The sequence below is a fragment of the Stenotrophomonas sp. genome, assembly GCF_035634915.1.
Lineage (GTDB): Bacteria > Pseudomonadota > Gammaproteobacteria > Xanthomonadales > Xanthomonadaceae > Stenotrophomonas.
Genome location: NZ_DASQCB010000012.1, coordinates 92,602 through 108,644, shown reverse-complemented (window position 1 = coordinate 108,644; position 16,043 = coordinate 92,602). Strand labels below are relative to the sequence as shown.

General features: G+C 68.2%; 15 protein-coding genes. 9 read left to right on the top strand and 6 right to left on the bottom strand.

Annotated features, from left to right (window positions below; translation table 11 throughout):
• Window positions 1-39 precede the first annotated feature (39 nt).
• On the top strand, window positions 40-1,299 hold the full coding sequence (locus tag VER16_RS09835) for a sensor histidine kinase (protein WP_324807644.1): 1,260 nt from the start codon (window positions 40-42) through the stop codon (window positions 1,297-1,299).
• The gene (locus tag VER16_RS09830; RefSeq protein WP_324807642.1) at window positions 1,289-2,059 is read left to right on the top strand and encodes a LytTR family DNA-binding domain-containing protein; all 771 of its coding nucleotides are present in this window, start codon (window positions 1,289-1,291) and stop codon (window positions 2,057-2,059) included. Before VER16_RS09835 ends, VER16_RS09830 begins: the two co-directional genes overlap by 11 nt.
• Window positions 2,060-2,133: 74 nt before the next feature.
• On the opposite strand, the gene VER16_RS09825 is transcribed toward VER16_RS09830, so the two are convergent.
• The gene (locus tag VER16_RS09825; RefSeq protein ID WP_324807640.1) at window positions 2,134-2,748 is read right to left on the bottom strand and encodes a hypothetical protein; all 615 of its coding nucleotides are present in this window, start codon (window positions 2,746-2,748) and stop codon (window positions 2,134-2,136) included.
• Between the two features lie 309 nt (window positions 2,749-3,057).
• Between VER16_RS09825 and VER16_RS09820 the strand changes: the two genes are divergently transcribed.
• Window positions 3,058-3,987: an oxygenase MpaB family protein gene (locus tag VER16_RS09820; protein ID WP_324807638.1), complete on the top strand. Its 930-nt coding sequence runs from the start codon at window positions 3,058-3,060 to the stop codon at window positions 3,985-3,987.
• Window positions 3,988-4,179: 192 nt separating this feature from the next.
• Here VER16_RS09820 and VER16_RS09815 read toward each other — a convergent pair whose 3' ends face one another.
• Window positions 4,180-6,291, bottom strand: a complete 2,112-nt coding sequence (locus VER16_RS09815; protein WP_324807636.1) for a M13 family metallopeptidase — start codon at window positions 6,289-6,291, stop codon at window positions 4,180-4,182.
• A gap of 288 nt (window positions 6,292-6,579) precedes the next feature.
• Here VER16_RS09815 and VER16_RS09810 point away from each other — a divergent pair, with 288 nt between their 5' ends.
• Entirely contained in the window at window positions 6,580-9,531 is a 2,952-nt protein-coding gene (locus tag VER16_RS09810) for a bifunctional diguanylate cyclase/phosphodiesterase (RefSeq protein WP_324807634.1), read from the top strand.
• 47 nt (window positions 9,532-9,578) lie between these two features.
• Here VER16_RS09810 and VER16_RS09805 read toward each other — a convergent pair whose 3' ends face one another.
• Entirely contained in the window at window positions 9,579-10,460 is an 882-nt protein-coding gene (locus tag VER16_RS09805; RefSeq protein WP_324807632.1) for a LysR family transcriptional regulator, read from the bottom strand.
• A 95-nt stretch (window positions 10,461-10,555) separates the two neighbouring features.
• Between VER16_RS09805 and VER16_RS09800 the strand changes: the two genes are divergently transcribed.
• The 4 genes from VER16_RS09800 (at window position 10,556) to VER16_RS09785 (ending at window position 14,214) form a co-directional block, all read left to right on the top strand.
• Window positions 10,556-10,966, top strand: coding sequence for a DoxX family protein (locus tag VER16_RS09800; protein ID WP_324807630.1), 411 nt, complete (start codon window positions 10,556-10,558; stop codon window positions 10,964-10,966).
• Window positions 10,967-10,997: 31 nt separating this feature from the next.
• The gene (locus tag VER16_RS09795) at window positions 10,998-11,804 is read left to right on the top strand and encodes a class III extradiol ring-cleavage dioxygenase (RefSeq protein WP_324807628.1); all 807 of its coding nucleotides are present in this window, start codon (window positions 10,998-11,000) and stop codon (window positions 11,802-11,804) included.
• Window positions 11,801-12,454 (top strand): phospholipase, encoded by a 654-nt coding sequence (locus VER16_RS09790; protein ID WP_324807626.1) that lies wholly within the window; start codon window positions 11,801-11,803, stop codon window positions 12,452-12,454. The genes VER16_RS09795 and VER16_RS09790 overlap by 4 nt, the downstream gene beginning before the upstream one ends.
• Before the next feature lie 110 nt (window positions 12,455-12,564).
• Complete coding sequence (locus tag VER16_RS09785) at window positions 12,565-14,214, top strand: Na+/H+ antiporter (protein WP_108763919.1); 1,650 nt, start codon at window positions 12,565-12,567, stop codon at window positions 14,212-14,214.
• A 90-nt stretch (window positions 14,215-14,304) separates the two neighbouring features.
• On the opposite strand, the gene VER16_RS09780 is transcribed toward VER16_RS09785, so the two are convergent.
• Window positions 14,305-14,553, bottom strand: coding sequence for a DUF3297 family protein (locus VER16_RS09780; protein ID WP_032128750.1), 249 nt, complete (start codon window positions 14,551-14,553; stop codon window positions 14,305-14,307).
• A gap of 89 nt (window positions 14,554-14,642) precedes the next feature.
• On the opposite strand from VER16_RS09780, the gene VER16_RS09775 reads away from it, so the two are divergent.
• On the top strand, window positions 14,643-15,185 hold the full coding sequence (locus tag VER16_RS09775) for a DUF6630 family protein (RefSeq protein ID WP_324807622.1): 543 nt from the start codon (window positions 14,643-14,645) through the stop codon (window positions 15,183-15,185).
• Window positions 15,186-15,248: 63 nt separating this feature from the next.
• On the opposite strand, the gene VER16_RS09770 is transcribed toward VER16_RS09775, so the two are convergent.
• Together VER16_RS09770 and VER16_RS09765 are read right to left on the bottom strand one after the other, a co-directional pair.
• Window positions 15,249-15,521 carry a DUF4031 domain-containing protein gene (locus VER16_RS09770; RefSeq protein WP_324807620.1) on the bottom strand — a complete coding sequence of 91 codons (273 nt, stop codon included), beginning with the start codon at window positions 15,519-15,521 and terminating at the stop codon, window positions 15,249-15,251.
• A 13-nt stretch (window positions 15,522-15,534) separates the two neighbouring features.
• Window positions 15,535-16,026, bottom strand: a complete 492-nt coding sequence (locus tag VER16_RS09765; RefSeq protein WP_324807618.1) for a hypothetical protein — start codon at window positions 16,024-16,026, stop codon at window positions 15,535-15,537.
• Window positions 16,027-16,043: the final 17 nt, after the last annotated feature.

Sequence of the window (16,043 nt, the reverse complement as noted above, 5' to 3'; positions counted from 1 at the left end):
GCCTATGCTCGGCTCACCCCCTTCCTCCAAGGCGCCGCCGTGATCGCCAGCCTCACCCTCATCCTCCGTCACCTGTTGGCCTGGGCCGTGGCACTGCTGGTGGCCGGCATGGTCTGGAGCGGCATCTTCAGCGGCATGAACGACGGCCCGGGCTGGATCTTCGGCCTGCTGGCGATGTTCCTGATGATCACCGCGCTGGGCAGTGCCATCACCCACGTGCGCCGGGTGTGGCTGATCGCGGGCCGCCTCGACGGCAGCACCCTGTCCGGGCATCAGCGGCGCCAGATCGAGGTGCCGCTGGATGCCGGCCCGGCCTTCGCCCTGATCGAGGCGGCGGTGGCCGAACTGCCGCGGGTGGAAGACGTGGAAAGCGCTGCCGGCAGCCTGCAGGTGCGCGCCTACGTGCGCCGCGTCGATCCCTGGAATGGCCGCCAGCCGTCGCGCTGGAACCTGCCGGCGCGCCTGGCCATCAAGCGCAACAGCGTGCAGGCCACGGTCACCCCGGGGCAGGGCACCAGCACCGTCACCCTGCTGTTCGAGCCCGATGCGGGCTGGTGGGCCGACCTGCTGGCGCTGGATGAAGGCAGCAATTTCGAGAACGCCGAGGCGGTCACCCGCGCGATCACCCGCCGCGTGGCCGACCAGCGCCGCGACGAGCAGGCCGCCGCCGAGCAGACCCAGGTGGAAAAGGAACTGTCGGTGGCCCGCCTGAACCTGCTGCACGCGCAGGTGGAACCGCACTTCCTCTACAACACCCTGGCCAATGCGCAGGTGCTCACCCGCACCGATCCCGGCCGTGCCGAACAGATGCTCGGCCACCTCATCCAGTACCTGCGCAGTTCGTTGCCGCAGGTGGATGAGTCGGTGTCCACGCTGGGCGTGGAGCTGGAGCGCACCCGCGCCTATCTGGAAATCCTGCGCATCCGCATGGGCGCGCGGCTGGCGGTGGACGTTCAGGTGCCCAACGAGCTGCACGGCGTGCACCTGCCGGCGATGGCCCTGCAGACGCTGGTGGAAAACGCGATCAAGCATGGCCTGGAACCCAAGCCCGGTGGTGGCACGATCTGGATCCTGGCGCGCGGCTTCGATGACCACGTGACGGTGACCGTGGCCGACGACGGCCTGGGCTTCGGCCAGGGCACCAGCGGCACCGGCATCGGCCTGAAGAACCTGCGCGAGCGCCTGCGCCTGACCTGCGGCGAGCAGGCCGGCGTGGCCATCGTCGCCAATTTCCCCAGCGGCGTTGCCGCCACCATGACCCTGCCGCAGCCGGCAAAGGAACGCAGCCATGCCGCTTGAAGCGCTGATCGCCGAAGACGAGGAACTGCTGCGGCAGTCGCTGGTGGAACAGCTGGGCCGGTTGTGGCCGGAGCTGAAGCTGGTGGCCGAGTGCGAGGATGGCGCCAGCGCGCTGGAACAGCTGGCCGAAAAGCAGCCGGACATCGCCTTCCTGGATATCCGCATGCCCGGCATCAGCGGCATCGAAGTGGCGCGCGCACTGTCCGAATTGAGTCCGCGCACGCAGGTGGTGTTCGTCACCGCCTACGACCAGTACGCCATCGATGCGTTCGAGCAGGGCGCGATGGATTACCTGCTGAAACCGGTCAGCGACGAGCGTCTGCTGGCCACCCGCGTGCGCATCCTTTCGCGGCTGCCGGCCACTCGCCAGGACGATGCGGTGCTGGAACGCCTGCTGCAGCGCCTGGGCCCTTCACAGGGCGCGGGTGATCGCCCGCCGCTGGCCTGGATCACCGCCAGCAATGGCCGCGATACGCAGCTGATCATGCTGGAGGACGTGGTCTATTTCCGCGCCGACAACAAGTACACCACGGTGGTCACCAGCGCTGGCGAGAGCCTGCTGCGCACGCCGCTGCGCGAACTGCTGGAAGTGCTCGACCCGCAGCACTTCCGCCAGGTGCATCGGTCGACCATCGTCAACATGAAGGCGGTGGCGGCCGTCAGCCGTGACGACACCGGCCGCGGCGTACTGCGCCTGCGCCAGCGTCCGGAAACGCTGGTGGTCAGCCAGCCGTTCATGAGCCTGTTCCGCGGCATGTAGAAAGAACAATGCCACCGTGACCGTGCACGGTGGCATTGTGGCTCCCCCCGCTTCCCTGGAACCGTGCGCCGGGCTCAGTACGCCGGCTGCAGGGTCAGATCGTGGTGGTGTTCGGTTTCGCCGACATGGTTGAGCCGGCCCACCAGTTCCGAGTGCTGCCGCATGCGCCCGATCTCGGTCATGATGCGGATGTCCTCGTGGCGCAGCTCGCGCCTGCTGGTGACTGCCTGCTTGTAGTCCAGCACTTCCGGGTAATGCTCGGCCAGATCCAGCGCCTCGGCCACGCATTCGACGCTGTCGGCCTTGGAGGTGATGCGGGCACGGCTGTTGAACGCCTTCATCCAGCGCTCGAAACCGGCCTGCTGGTCGAACATGTTGGCCATGAACCAGATGACGAACAGGATCGATACCCACGAGCCGAACACCACGACCACGCGGGTGAAGGTGATGTGATAATCGTCGCGCCAGAGATAGTTGGCGATCAGGCCGAGGATGAGCAGCGACGCCGCCTGCCAGCCGATGATCGAGGCGATCAGCCATTGGCACTTGGCCTGGGCCAGCACCGCCACTTCCTCGCGGATCTGCTGCTCGCTGAGGTTGCGCCAGTGCGCGACCTGTTTATCGAACGGGCTGTGGTAGAGCTCGTTGTCGCGAAGCAGTAGTCCCAAACCCTTGAACAAAGCAATCATGGCTGGCTCCCTTGTGGAACGTGCGTCGATCAGCATTGGACGGTGTGGCGGGTTCAGTTCTAGCACTTCCAGCGGGCCGTGCAATGGGCGCAATGCCTACGGCGGCAAGGGTTCTGTATGAACAGGTGAAGGTTGGTGCAGCGCACCATCGCGCAGGATGCCTGCGACAGGATGTCGCAGGGTGAAATGTGCTGCGGCCGCACATGGAACCCTGGCTGAGCCGCCGGGCTCGCCGCACCGTGCGTGATCGCCCAGAATCGGGGTGGACCGCGCAGACCGCGGCCGATTCCGTCACCGCCTGGACCGAAGATGCCGCCGTTGCTGCACCGCCTTTCCCGCCCCGTCACCGCGCCCATCCGGCGCTGGGTGCTCGATGCCTTCCCGCGCGGCCAGAGCGGCATCGATTATGACCATCCGCTGGGCGACCCCGGCTGGTTCGGGCCGGACAGCGTGACCTGGCGCATGCACGCCGAGCTGCCCTCGATGCTGGCCGGCGGCCTGTGTGCGCTGATGCTGCAGACCCTGCACCCGCGTGCGCTGGCCGGCGTGTACGACCACTCCAACTTCCGCCAGGACCTGGTCGGCCGCCTGCGCCGGACCACCGCGTTCGTGGCCGGCACCAGCTATGCCCCGGCCGGGGAAGTGGAAAAACTTGTTGCCAAGGTGCGCCGCATCCATGCGCAGATCCGCGGCCGCACCGCGCAGGGCGAGGCCTACGCGGCTGATGACCCGCAGCTGTTGACGTGGGTGCACGTGACCGAGGCGTTCGGCTTCCTGCAGGGCTATCGCCGCTACGGGCGCGAGGTGCCGGTGGAGATTGCCGACCGCTACTACGACGAGTACCGCTGCGTGGCCGAGGCGCTGGGTGCGGTGGACGTGCCGCGCAGCGAGGCGGAAGTGGCGGCCTATTTCTGTGCGCGGCAGCCGGAACTGCTGGCCGATGCGCGTTCGCGCGAGGTGCTGGAGGTGCTGTCGTCGGTCAACCTGCCGGTGCCGATTCCGGGCCTGTCGCGCGCGGTGTTCCTCGGCGCCGGTGCCGCGCTGATGCCCGACTGGGCCGAAGCGATGCTGGAACGCAGCGCCGGCCAGCGCACGCAGGCAGCCGCGTCGGCCAAGCTGATGCAGGGCATGGCACCGCTGTTCCGCCGCGCGTTGCCCGATGGCCTGGCCACGCGCGCCTGCGCACGCGTGGGTGTGCCGGTGCAGGTGTTGCGCGAGTGGCCCGAAATGCTCCGGTAGGTGCCAACCTTGGTTGGCACGCATTTCACGGTGGCGTAAAAGCGCCAACCAAGGTTGGCACAGAGTAGATCCACGCCATGCGTGGATGGGGTACCGGACGGATCGTGCCAACCAAGGTTGGCACCTACCAGAGCATCCCGTACCCGCTCTTCCAAAAAAAACGGGCGCCTCGCGGCACCCGTTCGCATCACATCACCACACCTTGACCCGCTTGTCCGGGGCCAGGTACAGCTTCTGGCCTTCCTTCACTTCAAACGCCGGGTACCAGGCGTCGATGTTGCGCACGGTCAGCGCACGGTACTGGCCCGGTGCATGCACATCGGTCAGCAGCCCATTGCGCAGGGCCTGCTCGCGGCTCTTGCTGCGCCACGCCTGGGCGAAGCCGAGGAAGAAGCGCTGGTCCGGGGTGAAGCCTTCCAGGGGCTGCCCCGGCTTGCCCTGCAGCGACAGCTGGTAGGCGTCGTAGGCGGTGCCCAGGCCGGCCACGTCGGCGATGTTCTCGCCCAGGGTCAGCTTGCCGTTGACGTGCACGCCGGGGAACGGCTCATAGCTGCTGAACTGCGCGGCCAGTGCATCACCCGCAGCGTTGAACTGCTTGAGGTCTTCAGCCGTCCACCAGTTGTGCAGCTTGCCGGTTTCATCGAACAGTGCACCGGCGTTGTCGAAACCGTGGCTGATCTCGTGGCCGATCACCGCGCCGATGGCACCGTAGTTCACCGCATCGTCGGCGGCGCCGTCGAAGAACGGCGGCTGCAGGATCGCGGCCGGGAACACCAGGCGGTTTTCCAGCGGCACGTTCATCGCGTTGATGGTCTGCGGCAGCATCGCCCACTCGCTGTGGTCGACCGGCTTGCCCAGCTTGGCGATGTTGCGCTCGTACTCGAAGCGTTCGGCGCGCTGCGCGTTGCCCAGCGGATCGTCACGGCGGATCTCCAGGCCGGTGTAGTCGCGCCACTTGTCCGGGTAGCCCATGCCCACGGTCAGGCCGGCCACCTTGGCCTTGGCGTGTGCCTTGGTCTGCGGCGACATCCAGGCCAGGGCGTCGATGCGCTTGGCGAAGGCGGCGATGATGTTCTTCGCCATCTCGTCAGCACGCTCCTTGGTCTTCGCGTCGAAGTGCTTTTCCACATAGCGCTTGCCGATGGCCTCACCCACGGCGTGGTTGGCATCGTCCACCGCACGCTTCCAGCGGTCGCTCTGCTGCGGCGTGCCGCTCAGCGCGGTGCCGTGGAAGGCGAAGCGGGCGTCGGCAAAGGTCTTGGGCAGGTAGGCGGCGGCGCGGTCCAGCGCGTGGAAGGTCATGTAGTCCTTCCACACGTCCAGCGGCTCGGTGGCCACCAGCCTGGACAGGCCGGCCACGGCCTTGGGCTGCCAGACGATGAAGTCCTGCTGCTGGCCCAGCTTGGCCGCCTCCAGGAACGCCGCCCAGTCCATGCCCGGCGCCTTGGCGTTGAAGTCGGCCTGCGTCCACGGGTTGGCACCCAGGGTTACGTTGTTGGTCTCTTCCTGGCTGGCGTGGGCCTGGGCGATCTTCGTTTCCAGCGCCAGGATGCGCTGCGCCTTGCCGGCCGGGTCGGCCACGCCGGCCAGCTGCAGTACCTGTGCGATGTAGGCCTGGTACTGCTTGCGCAGCTCGGCCATGCGGCCATCACCCAGGTAGAAATCGCGGTCGGGCATGCCCAGGCCGCCCTGCACCAGGTACGGCGCGGTGCGGTCCGGCTGCAGCATGTCCACCGACACCCACAGGCCGAACAGATGGTCGGTGTAGAAATTGGTGGCGTTGAGCAGGTCGACGTCGGCACGCATGTCGTCGCCCAGCGCACGCGCCAGGGCCGCCTTGTCGGCGATGCCGCCGATGGCGGCCAGCTGCGGCTGCACCGGGGCCAGGCCGCGCTTCTCGATGCCGGCCTCGTCCATGAACGCGGCGTAGTAATCACCGATCAGCTTGTCATCGCCGCTGGCCTGGGCGTTGCCGGCAGCACCTTCGAGGATCGCGCGGGTATCGGCCTGGGTCTTTTCGGCGATGACGTTGAAGCTGCCAAAGCGCGAGCGGTCGGCCGGAATCTCGGTGTTCTTCACCCAGGTGCCGTTGGCGAAGCCGAAGAAGTCGTCGCCGGCGGCAACGCTGCGGTCCATGCCGCTGGCATCGAAGCCGAAGCTGCCCAGCATCGGCTTGGCCGGGGCAGGGGTGGCATCGGCCGGCGCGGCGGTGCCGGCGGCCGGTTCGGCCGGGCGGTCGCAGGCGGCCAGGGACAGGCTGGCGAGGATGGCCAGCGCCAGGGTGGGACGGCGCAGCTTGGACATGGACTTCTCTTGCGGCGGGAAAACCCCAAGTCTAATCCCCTGCGCGGGTACTGGCCGCACTGCCACGGGGGCAGGGCTGTGCGCGATCTGGCTGAACACGCACGTGCGATCTTCACGCCGTCATCGGGGTGGTGCATGCTGCAGGCTGGAATCCGGTGCGGCCATGGGGAAGGTGGCGCAGCGGGCAGACCCAGGCGTCAAGAATGCAGATCTGCGGCCGCTCTGGTCGGGGATGTGGAGGAATCGTTCGCGCATGAAGCCAGTCGTCTGCACAGGGAACACCGACCGATGCCAGGGCTGAGGCACGCACTGGCCCGGCCGCTGCGCGCCATCACCTGGGGCGGCATTGCCGTGGGCGTGCTGCTGGCGGTCGTGCTGGCGGTGATGCTGGCCAATGATTACCAGCGCCGCCTGGAAGCCGCGCAGCGGCAGAGCCATGCCTTGGCGGTGGGCACCGAGCGGCTGCTGGCGATGGAGCTGCGCAACCTGGAACGGGCCATGGGCGGTATCGCCGCCGATGCCGCCGAGCTGTTCCGCACTGTGCCGGCACAGGCGCCGGCGCTGCTGGATGCGGCCATCAGCGGTGTGCTCGCCCGCCATGCGGAACTGGAAAGCATCGTCGTGCTGGATGCCTACGGCCGTGCGCTGACTGCCGGCAAGGGCGACCTGCAGCTGCCGCTGTGGAGTGACCCGCAGCGCCGCGGGCAGGGCAGTGCGCTGTACCTGGGCCCGCCGCAGCAGGCCATCGATGGCCGCTGGGTGGTGCCGCTGGCACTGCCCATGGCGGGCGACCGCTGGCTGCTGGCGCGCCTGCACTGCGACGAACTGCAGCGCATCGTCAGCGGCCTGGACGTGGGCAGCCATGGGCTGGTGTCGATCAGTGACCGTGATGGCGCCATGCTGGCCCGCGTCCCCGACCCGCAGGGCACGGTCGGCCGCCGCTACCGGCTGCCGGGCCGTGAACTGCTGGGCCGCGCGACCGTGGTCGAACTGGGCAGCCTCCCCGGAGCGGTGGACGGCATCCCGCGCATTTCCACCATCAGCACGCTGCAGCGCAGCCCGCTGGCGGTGCAGGTGGGCCTGGCCGACGAGGATGTGCTGGCGCCGTGGTGGCCCTACCTGCAGGCGGCCGTGGCCATCATGCTGGCCTACACCGGTGTGCTGCTGGTGCTGCTGTATGCGGTGCGCCGCAGCACCCGCAGCCAGCAGTCGATGGCCGAGGAACTGCGTACCGGCCATGCCGAACTGGCCCTGGCCCACCAGGCGGGCCGGGTCTGCACCTGGCACGTGGACGAGGACGCGGCGCTGCTGCACTGGTCGCCGCTGGCCCGCGAGATCTTCGCGGTGAACACCGACGCCATGCCCGTGGCCGAGTTCTTCAACCGCGTGCACCACGAGGACAGCGAGCGCCTGCAGCATGCCTTCAACCAGGCGTTTGCCGGCGATGAAGTACTGGACGAGGAATTCCGCCTGGTGCTGCCCGGTGGCCAGGTGCGTTGGGTGGCCGCGCGTGGCCAGCGGGTGGAAGTGGCCGATCGCCAGCGCCGCATGATCGGCGCGTTGACCGACCAGACCGAGCGCTACCGGGCGCGTGAGCAGATGAGCCATGCCGAGCGCCGCTTCCGGTTGCTGTTCGACCGCAATCCGGCGCCGTTCTGGGTATTCGATCCGGGCAGCCTGCGTTTCCTGGAGGTCAACCAGGCGGCCGTCGAACAGTATGGCTACAGCCGGGAGGAGTTCCTGGCGATGAGCATTCTGGACATCCGGCCGCGTGGGGGCTGGGATGAGGTGATGGGGGCCATCGCCCGGGCGCGGGTGGATGGGCTGCCCGAATCGACGGTACGCATGCACCGGCGCCGCGATGGCAGCGAATTCGAGGTGCGCGCGCATCTGTCCATGCTGGATTTCGACGGTCGCCCGGCGTGCCTGGTACTGGCCGAGGATGTCAGCGAGCGTCTGGCCTACGAACGTGATCTGGCCTACCGCGCGCGGCACAACCCGGACACCGGCCTGCTGACCGTGCGCGCGCTGACCGAGCAGCTGGATGCGCAGGAAGGGGCCTATACCATCGCCTACGTGCAGCTGCGGGGCCTGCAGCTGGTGGCCGATACGCTGGGCCGTGAGATCGGCGATGCAGTGCTGCAGTCGATGGCACAGCGCCTGGGCGGCCTGGGTGCGCGCTTCGGCACCCTGGCCTTCCAGCCGGCCGAGGATTTCGTGCTGGCCATCGGCGGCGAGCACACCGCGCAGCGGGCGCTGGATGAACTGCTGCAGATCGTCTCGGCGCCGATGCGCGGCAAGGATTCGCTGCACCAGTTCGAGCCACGCATCGGTATGGCCGTGCACGCGGTGGGCGATGGGCACAGCGCCGAGCAGGTGATCGGCATGGCCGCGCAGGCCGCGCATGCCGCACGCGCCGAAGGCAACGTGGTGGCGTGGTTCGATACCGCAGTGACCACGCGCCTGGCTGACCGCCTGCGCCTGGCCGCGCGCATCCATGCCGCCATCGACAACGAATTCCAGCTGTATTTCCAGCCGATCCGCCATGCCAGCGATGGCAGCCCGGCCGCGCTGGAAGCACTGCTGCGCTGGCCGCAGGCCGATGGCAGCTTCATTCCGCCCAACGAGTTCATCCAGCTGTGCGAGGACACCGGGCTGATCCTGGCGCTCGGCCGCTGGGTGATCCGTGCGGCGGCACAGGCGCAGCGGCGGCTGGTGGATGCGGGTTGGGGCGAGCTGTCGATCGCGGTGAACGTGTCGGCGGTGCAGTTCTTCAACAGCGACCTGGTGGCCGAGTTCACCCGCGCGCAGAAGGATTTCGGCCTGGCCCGCGGTGCGCTGCACATGGAACTGACCGAGAGCAGCCTGATGCGCAAGCCGGCGCAGGCATTGCAGACCATGCAGCGCCTGCACGAGCAGGGCATCAGCGTATCGCTGGACGATTTCGGCACCGGCTATTCCAGCATGTCCTACCTGCAGCACCTGCCGCTGGACATCCTGAAGATCGACCGCAGTTTCGTGGCCGATGTGGAAACCAACCCGCGCAATGCCTCGATCTGCCGCGCGCTGCTGTCGCTGGGCCACAGCATGGGGCTGACCATCATCGCCGAAGGCGTGGAAACACCGGGCCAGCTGAACTGGCTGGCCGCGCACGGCTGCGACCAGGTGCAGGGCTATCTGCTGGGGCGGCCGGCGCCGCTGCAGCAGATCATCGATTCGCTGGATGAAGTGGTGGCCTGAGCGCGCAGTTCCGCCGGGCCACGCCCGGCGAGCGCGAAGCGCGGGCGTCACACCCCCGCATCCACCAGGTAATCAATGAAACTGCGCACCTTCGGCGCCAGGTGGCTGCGGCTGGTGTACACGGCGAAGATGCCGATGGCCGGCACATCCCATTCCGGCAGCACGCGTACCAGGCGCCCATCGGCCAGCGCGTCTTCCAGCAGGAAATCCGGCTGCAGGATCACGCCCATGCCGGCAATGGCCGCTTGCCGCAGCACATCGCCATTGTTGGCCTGCAGGATGCTGTTCACCGTCACCCGCGTTTCGCCGCCCGGCCCCTGCAGCGGCCACTGGTTGCCCGAAGCCCAGTAGCTGTAGCCCAGGCAATCGTGCTGTTCCAGCGCCTGCGGGGTGCGCGGCGTGCCACGTGCCGCCAGGTAGGAGGGCGCGGCACACAGGCTGATGCGGGCCTGTCCCAGCCGCCGTGCGATCAGCGCCGGGCTGGGTTCGCGGGTGATGCGGATGGCCACGTCATAGCCTTCTTCCACCATGTCCACCAGCCGGTCGGACAGGGCCAGGTCCAGTTCCACCTGCGGGTAGCGCTGGCGGTGGCCGGCCAGCAGCGGGCCGAGGCGGGCAATGCCCCAGCTGACCGGCGCGTTGATGCGCAGCGTGCCCGAGGGCTCCAGCGCCTGCGCGCCGATGCTCGCCTCCAGTGCATCGAACTCGGCCAGCAGGCGCACGCACTGCGCGTAGTAGGCCGCGCCGGCACTGGTCGGGCTGACCCGCCGGGTGGTGCGGTGGAGCAGGCGGGTGGACAGGCGCTTTTCCAGCGCGGCCACCTGCCGGGTCACCCCGGCCGTGGACATGTCCAGCGCCTGCGCGGCGGCGCTGAAACCATTGCGCTCGACCACCGCGACAAACACACGCATGGCGTCCAGAGTGTCCATTGTTCCACCTTATGCAACAAATACGGTCAGATCATCGTATTTATCGGCTCTGGTGAGCGCAATAAGCTGTGTCCACTCCTTCCGAGGTACCTGCCATGTCTACCCCGTCCCGTCCGCTGTCACCGCTCGCTCCCTACGCCGGCACCCTGCTGCGGCTGGCGCTGGGCGGCCTGTTCCTGGCCCATGGCCTGACCAAGCTGCTGGTGTTCACCCCGGCCGGTACCGCCGCCTACTTCCAGTCGCTGGGCCTGCCCGGTGTGCTGGGCTATTTCACGATTGTTGCCGAACTGGGCATCGCCACCGCCCTGCTGCTGGGCGTGTACGCGCGCTGGATCGGCCTGCTCGGCGTGCCGCTGCTGCTGGGCACCATCGTCACCGTACACGGCGCCAATGGCTTCAGCTTCGCCAATGCCGGCGGCGGCTGGGAATACCCGGCGTTCTGGGCCTTGGCCCTGGTGGTGCTGTTCCTGCTGGGCGATGGCCGCTGGACCCTGCGTTCGCGCTGATCGCCCCCTGAAAGACGTCCTGGAGATTTCCATGTCCCGCCTGCCTTCGCTGTACATCTCCCATGGTTCGCCGATGACGGCCCTGCATCCGGGGCAGGTCGGCGTGCGCCTGGCCGAGCTGGCCCGCGACCTGCCGACGCCGCGCGCGATCGTCATCGCCTCGGCGCACTGGCTCGCCCGCCAGCCGCTGGTCGGCGGCCATCCGCAGCCGCCCACCATCCACGATTTCGGCGGCTTCCCGCGCGAACTGTTCGAACTGCAGTACCCGGCCCCGGGCGACCCGGCGCTGGCCGACGAAGTGGCCGGCCGCATCGCCGCCGCCGGCCTGCCGGTGGCCATCGACCCGCAGCGCGGCCTCGACCATGGCGCGTGGGTGCCGCTGTGCCTGCTGCGTCCGCAGGCCGACATCCCGGTGGTGCCGGTGTCGATCCAGCCGATGCTGGGCCCGCAGCACCAGTACGCGCTGGGCCGCGCGCTGGCACCGCTGCGCCAGCAGGGCGTGCTGCTGATCGGTTCGGGCAGCATCACCCACAACCTGCACGACTGGCGCGACTACCAGGACGGCAAGGAAGCGCCGTACGTGCGCCCCTTCATCGAATGGGTGGAACAGCGACTGTCTGCCGATGACCGCGAGGCGTTGTTCGACTACCGTCGGCAGGCGCCGTTTGCCGAGCGCGCGCATCCCACCGATGAGCACCTGCTGCCGCTGTATTTCGCGATGGGCGCAGCCGGCGAGGGCGGCTTCGGCGCACAACGCATCGATGCGGGCATCGACGCCGGCATGCTGGCGATGGATATCTACCGCTTCGATGGCAGCGCTGCGGCGGTGGCCGCATGAGCGCGGTGCTGCCGATGCTGGAACGGCCGGCGCAGGGGGCGGCGCAGGGGCTGGTCGTGCTGCTGCATGGCGTGGGCAGCAACGAGCAGTCGCTGGCCAGCCTGGCGCAGGCGCTGGACCCGCGCCTGCACGTGCTGCTGCCGCGCGCACCGCTGGTGTTCGGGCCGCAGGCGTTCGGCTGGTTCACCGTGCGCTTCGGCGCGCAGGGGCCGGTGATCGACCCGGCCCAGGCCGAACAGTCGCGCCTGCTGCTGGGTGAGTGGCTGGCGACGCAGCAGCAGCGGCTGGGCGTGGACGCGCGGCAGACCGTGCTGGCCGGCTTCAGCCAGGGCGGCATCATGAGTGCCAGTGTTGCCCTCACCCAGCCGCAGCGGGTGAAGTCCTTCGGCGTGCTGTGCGGGCGCATCCTGCCGGAGATCGCCCCGCAGGTGCCGGCCGACATCGCCGATGCCGGGCTGGACGGCCTGCTGGTGCACGGCCATGCCGACGACAAGCTGCCGTACACGCTGGCCGAATCTGCTGCGCAGCGCCTGCAGGCGCTTGGCGTGGCCCACCAGCTGCGTGGCTACCCGGTTGGCCACACGCTGTCGGCGGACATGCAGCAGGACATCCGCGGCTGGATCGAAGGGCGTTTGCTGTCGCGGCCCTGACGCGCATTCACACAGCAGGCCGCAGCGACGGCCTGCTGTGTTAAGTTTTTTTCAGTCTCCGGCGCACACCGGTTTTTCCCGGGCCCCACGCGCCGCTTCCTGGAAGAAGCATGCATACCATCGAAGTCGTCCTGGCGATGCTGGTAGCCGTTGTCGCCAGCGGTTACCTGGTTCGCGTCCTGCCATTCTCGTTGCCCCTGCCGCTGGTGCAGATCGCGCTGGGCGCGGTCATCGCCGGCGTGTTCAATCGCGGCCACGCGCTGGAACCGGAAGTGTTCTTCCTGCTGTTCCTGCCGCCGCTGCTGTTCCTCGATGGCTGGCGCATTCCCAAACAGGGCCTGTTCCGCGATAAGGGCGCGATCCTCGAACTGGCCTTCGGCCTGGTGGTGTTCACCGTCATCGGTGCCGGGTTCCTGATCCACTGGATGATTCCGGTGATGCCGCTGGCGGTGTGCTTCGCGCTGGCCGCCATCGTCTCGCCCACCGACCCGGTGGCCGTCGGTGCGATCGCCGCCAAGGCGCCGATTCCCAAGCGCCTGATGCACATCCTGGAAGGCGAATCGCTGCTCAACGATGCCTCCGGCCTGGTCTGCTTCCGCTTCGCCGTGGCGGCGGTGATGACCGGCAGCTTCTCGCTGGCCACCGCCTCGCTGACCTTCCTGTGGGTGGCCGTGGCCGGCCTGGCGGTAGGCGTGGCGGTCACCCTGGGCGTGTCCACGTTCCAGCGCTGGCTGTGGCGCCGTTTCGGCGAAGAGCCCGGCGCGGCGATGCTGGTCAACCTGCTCATTCCGTTCGCGGCCTACCTGCTGGCCGAAGAAATCCATGCCTCGGGCATCCTCGCCGCCGTCGCCGCCGGCATCGCGATGAGCTACGTCGAGCTGACCGGCCGCGTTTCCGGCAGCATGCGCGTGCAGCGTGCGGGCGTCTGGAACATGCTGCAGTTCAGCTTCAACGGCATCATGTTCGTGCTGCTGGGCGAGCAGCTGCCGGGCATTGTCGAGCGCGCCACCACCACCATGAACGAGACCGGCCACCAGAGCGCCTGGTGGCTGCTGGTGTATGTGCTGGTCATCAACGCCACGCTGATCGCGCTGCGCCTGCTGTGGGTGTGGCTGTCGCTGCGCTGGAACCTGCTGCGCGCGCGCCGTCGCGGGCTGGAGCGGGGCGAAGCACCGAACTGGCGCATCGTGGTGGCGACCTCGGTGGCCGGTGTGCGCGGTGCCATCACCCTGGCCGGTGTGCTGACCCTGCCGCTGTTCCTGCCCGATGGCAGCGCCTTCCCCGCGCGTGACCTGGTGATCTTCCTGGCTGCGGCGGTCATCCTGTTCTCGCTGGTCGGTGCCAGCGTGGCGCTGCCGCAGCTGCTGAAGGGCCTGCAGCTGCCGGCCGATTCGGGCGAGCGCAAGGAAGAGGATCTGGCCCGCAAGCTGTCCTCCAAGGCCGCCCTGGCCGGGGTGGAGCGCATGCGCCAGCAGCTGGTGATGAACCAGAACACCGAGAACGTGCAGCTGTACAACGACGCGGCCTCGCGGGTCAGCCTGCTGTACCAGCGCCATCTGGAAAAGGACAGCGACGGCCCCGACGTGGACCCGGAGAAGGTCAACCGGATGGAGCAGGGCTACCGCCAGCTGCGCAGTGCCGGCCTGAACGCCGAGCGCGAGGAGCTGTTCCGCCTGACCCGGCGCGGGGTGATCTCCGATGAGATCTCGCGGCGCCTGATCCGCAATCTGGACCTGCTGGAATCGCGCAAACGCGATTGACCCTGCCCTGAAACGTAGAGTCGAGCTTGCTCGACTGCTCTTTCCCAAAGCAGTCGAGCAAGCTCGACTCTACCGACCCGACGGCGCGGGTTATTCCGGCTTCTGGTCCAGGAAGTACGCCTCGACCTTGCCCTTGACCTTGATGGTCATCGGGTTGCCGCGGCGGTCGCGGGCCTTGCCGGCCTGCACGCGGATCCACCCTTCGCTGACCGAGTATTCCTCGACGTTGTCGCGCTCGACATCGTTGAAACGCACGCCGACGCCGCGCTCCAGGGCCTGCGCATCATGGAAAGGGCTGGCCGGGTTGATCGCCAGGTGGTCGGGAGGGGTATCGCTCATCGTTTCATTCACAGTGACGGCCACCAAGGCCGGCTTCAGCGGCACAGGATAAACCGTAGAATGCCGGCCTGCCCCAAGGAATGCCGACCATGCCCGACAACAGCGATTATTTCGACTTCGAAGAAGACGCCCACGATTTCGACGAAGACGACTTCGAGGCGCGGGTCTGGAACCTGCTGGTGCTCATCAACCCGGGCGACGAGGAGCTGGCGCTGCAGCAGTTCAACCGCTGGCGCGAGCATCTGTCCGAGGACGGGCAGCCGCTGGAAGCGGACAGCGACTGGGTACCGGCGCTGTTCACGGCCATCGCCTGGCAGTCCGGCTTCGAGGTCGAGCGTGATGACCTGGAATCGCTGCAGTCGGCGGTGAACGAGCTGTCGGCGCGCTTCAACCTGCAGCTGGACTGGGGCGGTGACCTGGATGACGAGGATTTCGCTGCGGACCTGGACGGCGTGCAGCTGATGTCCACCGCCTTCGACCGCCTGCGTGAGCACAACTACACGCTGTGGAGCGTGGATGCGGGCGGCGACGGCTTCACCGGCTGGATGGCGCTGACCCGCGACGACGACGCGCTGCTGGCGCTGTGCTCGCTGCTGAACGTGGAAGTGCGGCTGGGCAGCGACCCGTTCTGAGTGATGGCCCGCCCCGGCGGGGTTTTGGCGGCGGAAAGGAAAGCAGTCGACCAACGGTCGACTCTACCGGTACTGCGCCCTTGCGTTGGCGATCACTGCCTTCACCAGCTCGCGGTCGGTATGCCGGGAAATGGCGCGTGCACCGAGTGCGATCGCCTGCGCGCGCAGGTCCGCGTTGACATCGTAGTGAGCGCCGCTGGCCTTGTTCTGGAAGGCCCGCGGCGGAATGCCGAGCTGCGCCGCCATCGCGTGCAGCTCGGCCAGGGTGTCGGCCATCAGGTGCGCCCAGCGCTGTCCGCGCCAGGCATGCACTGCGTCATCGACGTAGACCGCCACCGCCGCGGCCGGTTCAGGCCTGCGGCTTGCCGTCGGTGTCGGCGGCGTCGGCCGGCGCGGCCTCGGCGTCGGCAGCGGCTTCAACCACGTCGCCTTCAGCAGCGTCTTCGCCTTCTTCGGCATCCTGGGTCTCGAACTCGGCCACCAGCTTGTCCAGGTACTCGTCAGCGGTCTGGCCGGCTTCGGCGGCCAGGGTGTCCAGCAGCTTCTGCATCAGCTCGGAATATTCCAGGTTGACCGTGCGGCCTTCCTTTTCCTGCACGTTGGACAGGTGCTTGAGCATGGCCAGCATCGGCACCGGGTTGTCGGCGTTACCCATGGTCTGGCCACCGATGGCCAGCAGCCACTCGCGGCCCTGCAGGCCGATGGCGGCCACGGCCTGGCCGTCTTCGTTGGTCAGCACGGCGTGGTTCTGCACCTGCTGCTGGGCATTGAGGCGCAGGAACGGGCGCTTGGCCTGCTGCTTCTTGCGCTTGTCGCGCTTGGCCTTGGAGTTCTGGGACATGGGGTGGGGTCACCTGG